Origin of the sequence: Streptomyces sp. SID14478 (assembly GCF_010548525.1) — a bacterium.
In the GTDB taxonomy this organism is placed as follows: domain Bacteria; phylum Actinomycetota; class Actinomycetes; order Streptomycetales; family Streptomycetaceae; genus Streptomyces.
Genome location: NZ_JAAGMG010000748.1, coordinates 1 through 3475, shown reverse-complemented (window position 1 = coordinate 3475; position 3475 = coordinate 1). Strand labels below are relative to the sequence as shown.

The 3475-nt window shown below is 73.5% G+C and carries 3 protein-coding genes and 1 pseudogene; 2 read left to right on the top strand and 2 right to left on the bottom strand.

The features are described from left to right. Positions 1–253: pseudogene (locus G3I40_RS24940) on the top strand (2'-5' RNA ligase family protein); the annotation flags it as partial. A gap of 137 nt (positions 254–390) precedes the next feature. On the opposite strand, the gene G3I40_RS24935 reads toward G3I40_RS24940, so the two are convergent. Beyond that, the gene (locus G3I40_RS24935; RefSeq protein ID WP_164304360.1) at positions 391–1380 is read right to left on the bottom strand and encodes an aldo/keto reductase; all 990 of its coding nucleotides are present in this window, start codon (positions 1378–1380) and stop codon (positions 391–393) included. 72 nt (positions 1381–1452) lie between these two features. After that, the gene (locus G3I40_RS24930) at positions 1453–2370 is read right to left on the bottom strand and encodes an AraC family transcriptional regulator (RefSeq protein ID WP_164304359.1); all 918 of its coding nucleotides are present in this window, start codon (positions 2368–2370) and stop codon (positions 1453–1455) included. Between the two features lie 106 nt (positions 2371–2476). On the opposite strand from G3I40_RS24930, the gene G3I40_RS24925 reads away from it, so the two are divergent. Then, positions 2477–3469 (top strand): MBL fold metallo-hydrolase, encoded by a 993-nt coding sequence (locus G3I40_RS24925; RefSeq protein WP_239091925.1) that lies wholly within the window; start codon positions 2477–2479, stop codon positions 3467–3469. Positions 3470–3475: the final 6 nt, after the last annotated feature.

Here is a 3475-nt window from a genome sequence, read left to right as displayed (position 1 = left end):
TCGCGTACGTACGGCGAAGGGCCGCGGGCCGCGCGAGGAGCACCGGCGCTTCCTGCCGCACCTGACGCTGGCCCGCAGCCGGGCCCAGGCCGACTTCGGGCCGTACGTGGCGGCGCTCGACGCCTTCGCGGGCACGGCCTGGACGGTGGGCGAGCTGGCGCTCGTGCGCAGCAATCCACCGGTGTCCGGCGGCGCGGGGGAGCGGCCGCGCTACGAGAAGGTCGAGGGCTGGCCGCTTTCGGGCACGCGTTAGTCTCGATGGCGTGGACCCGAAAACCCGTAACCGGATCATGGCCGGCGTGCTCGTGCTGATGTTCGTCGTGGTGGCAGTGGCGGCGGCGGTCGGCCAGTAACGCCCGACCGCCGCCGCTCACGGCGCGCTGTACGCGCCTACCAGGCGAACGCCTCCGGCGACGGACCCGGGCCGGGGAAGATCTCGTCCAGGCCGGCCAGGACCTCCTCGCTCAGCTCCAGCTCGACCGCGCGCAGCGCCGAGTCCAGCTGCTCCTGGGTGCGCGGGCCGACGATCGGGCCCGTCACGCCGGGCCGGGTCAGCAGCCAGGCCAGGGCCGCCTCGCCGGGTTCGATGCCGTGCTTGTCCAGCAGGTCCTCGTAACGCTGGACCTGGTCGCGGACCGTGGTGCTCTCCAGCGCGGAGGCGCTGCGGCCGTCGCGGCGGCGCTTGCCCTCCGACTCCTTCTTCAGCACGCCGCCCAGCAGGCCGCCGTGCAGCGGCGACCAGGGGATGACGCCGACGCCGTACTCCTGCGCGGCCGGGATGACCTCCATCTCGGCGCGGCGCTCGGCCAGGTTGTAGAGGCACTGCTCGCTGACGAGGCCGACCCGGCCGTGCGCCTTCGCCTGCTCGTTGGCCTGGGCGATCTTGTAGCCGGGGAAGTTCGAGGAACCGGCGTACAGGATCTTGCCCTGCTGCACCAGCACCTCGATCGCCTGCCAGATCTCCTCGAAGGGGGTCCGGCGGTCGACGTGGTGGAACTGGTAGATGTCGATGTAGTCGGTCTGCAGCCGCTTGAGGCTGGCGTCCACGGACCGCCGGATGTTCACGGCGGAGAGCCTGTCGTGGTTGGGCCAGGCGTCGCCGTCCGCGGCCATGTTCCCGTAGAGCTTGGTGGCGAGGACGGTCTTGTCGCGGCGGCCGCCGCCGTTCGCGAACCAGGTGCCGATGATCTCCTCGGTACGGCCCTTGTTCTCACCCCAGCCGTACACGTTCGCGGTGTCGAAGTAGTTGATGCCACTGGCCAGCGCCGCGTCCATGATGGCGTGGCTGTCGGCCTCGTCGGTCTGCGGACCGAAGTTCATGGTGCCGAGGACGAGCCGGCTGACCTTGAGTCCCGTGCGTCCGAGCTGCGTGTACTTCATGCGTCTCAGCCAAGGACGTGGAGTGCGCTCTAGGCAAGCGAATCGGGACAGTGAATTGCGGCCGCCCGGCGGTTACGCCCGTACGGCCGTCCGGTACCGCCCCGGCGTCACCCCGAACTCCCGCCGGAACGCGTGGGAGAGGGCGTACGGCGAGCCGTAGCCGACCTCGCGGGCGACCGACTCCAGCGGGGCGTCGGCGGCGGTGCGCAGAAGCGTCGCCGCGCGGGTCATGCGCCACCACGTCAGGTACGTCATCGGGGGGCGGCCCACCAGGGCGGTGAAGCGGCGGTTGAGGGTCGCGCGGGAGACGCCGGTACGGGCCGCCAGGCGGTCGGTGCTCCAGGCGTGGGCGGGATCGCTGTGCAGCAGGCGCAGCGCCTCCGTGACGACCGGGTCGGCGAGCGCGCGGGGCCAGCGGGCGTCGGAGCCCGTGGCCGGGTCCGCGGTCCAGGCCCGGATCATGTAGACGAGGAGCAGGTCGAGCAGGCTCGGCACGGCCGCGCAGGAGCCGGGTCGCGCGGCGTCCGCTTCCTGGCTCAACAGGCCGATGGCGGCCCGGAGTTCGGGTGAGCGGTCGTCGTCGCGCGGCAGGTGCACGACGTCGGGCAGCTCGGCCAGGAGCGGGTGGGTGTGGCTGCGGTCGAGGCGGTACTTGCCGCACAGCAGCTCCACCGCGTCGGCGGCGCCGGTCGCCCGCGGGACCGTGTCGAGCGCGTCGAACGGCACGGCGCGGGCGGCCCGCGCCGGGTCCGTCGGCGCGTGCGCCAGGACGTGGCCCGCGCCGTGCGGCAGCAGGACGGCGTCACCGGGGCGCAGGGTGAGCGGGCGCCCGCCGTCGGGCAGCAGCCAGCAGCTCCCGGTCAGGGCCACATGGAACCCGGCGCCCTCGTACCGGTCCAGGCGTACGCACCAACTGCCGCTCACCCGGAGCCGGTTGGCGGACGGGCTGCCGGTCCGCACGGCGGCTATCGCATCGCTGACGACGTCCATGGGGGACAGGGTAGGGCGACGGCCGCGGAAGCGGTGAGCCGATCGCGTATCGAGGAGATCCCTTCGCGCATTGAGGCGCTCGCGGCCGGTTCCTACGGTGGCAGGCATGGACAAGGACATGGGCACGACCACTGTCGCAGCCACGGACACGGACACGGGCGCGGGCGCAGGCACGAACACGGATACGGATACTGGCGCGGGCAGGGACGCGCAGGCGGCCTCGGCTCTCACGCTCGGCGACGTCGAGATCATCAGGATCGAGGAGGTGCGCGGGTCCTTCGGCGCCCCGGGCGAGCTGTTCCCCGGCATCGAGGACACCTGGCGCGCCCACGAGGAGTGGCTCACCCCCGACTTCCGGGACCCGGACAGCGGGCAGGTGCTCGCCGCCGTGCAGGCGTGGGTGCTGCGCAGCGGGGGCCGCACCATCGTGGTCGACCCGGGCGTCGGCAACGGCCGCGAACGGCCGGGCACCCCGCACTTCTCCCACCTCGACACCGACTTCACGGACCGGCTCGCGCGGGCGGGCGTGCGGCCCGAGGACGTCGACCTCGTCGTCAACACCCACGTGCACGGCGACCACGTGGGCGGCAACACCCGGGCGGACGGCGGCGGTTGGGTGCCCGCCTTCCCGAACGCGACCTATCTCGTCCCGCGCCCCGACCACGACTTCTACGGCCTGGACGGCGCCGCCCGCACCCCGCACGACAACCACCGCCTCCTGTTCGCCGACAGCATCGCGCCGGTGGTCGAGGCCGGACAGGCCGTGCTCTGGGAGGACTCGCACCGCATCGACTCCCGCCTCGTCCTGGAACCCGCGCCCGGGCACACCCCCGGCTCGTCCGTGCTGCGCCTGGCCTCCGGCGCCGACCGGGCCGTCTTCGTGGGCGATCTGCTGCACAGCCCCGCGCAGTTCCTCGCGCCCACGTGCAGCAGCGCGCTGTGCGTGGACCGGGCCCGGTCGGCGAGGAGCCGGGTGCGGGTGCTCGAACGCGCCGCCGACGAGCACGAGTTGGTGATCCCGGCGCACTTCCCGGGGCCGGCGGCGGCGGAGGTCCGACGGGCGGGCGGCGGGTTCGCGGTCAGCCGGTGGCGGGCGTGAGGCCGG

Bases quoted from the DNA above. Each gene is read 5' to 3' on its own strand.
- G3I40_RS24935 (WP_164304360.1), bottom strand. From the start codon at position 1,380: ATGAAGTACACGCAGCTCGGACGCACGGGACTCAAGGTCAGCCGGCTC.
- G3I40_RS24930 (WP_164304359.1), bottom strand. From the start codon at position 2,370: ATGGACGTCGTCAGCGATGCGATAGCCGCCGTGCGGACCGGCAGCCCG.
- G3I40_RS24925 (WP_239091925.1), top strand. From the start codon at position 2,477: ATGGACAAGGACATGGGCACGACCACTGTCGCAGCCACGGACACGGAC.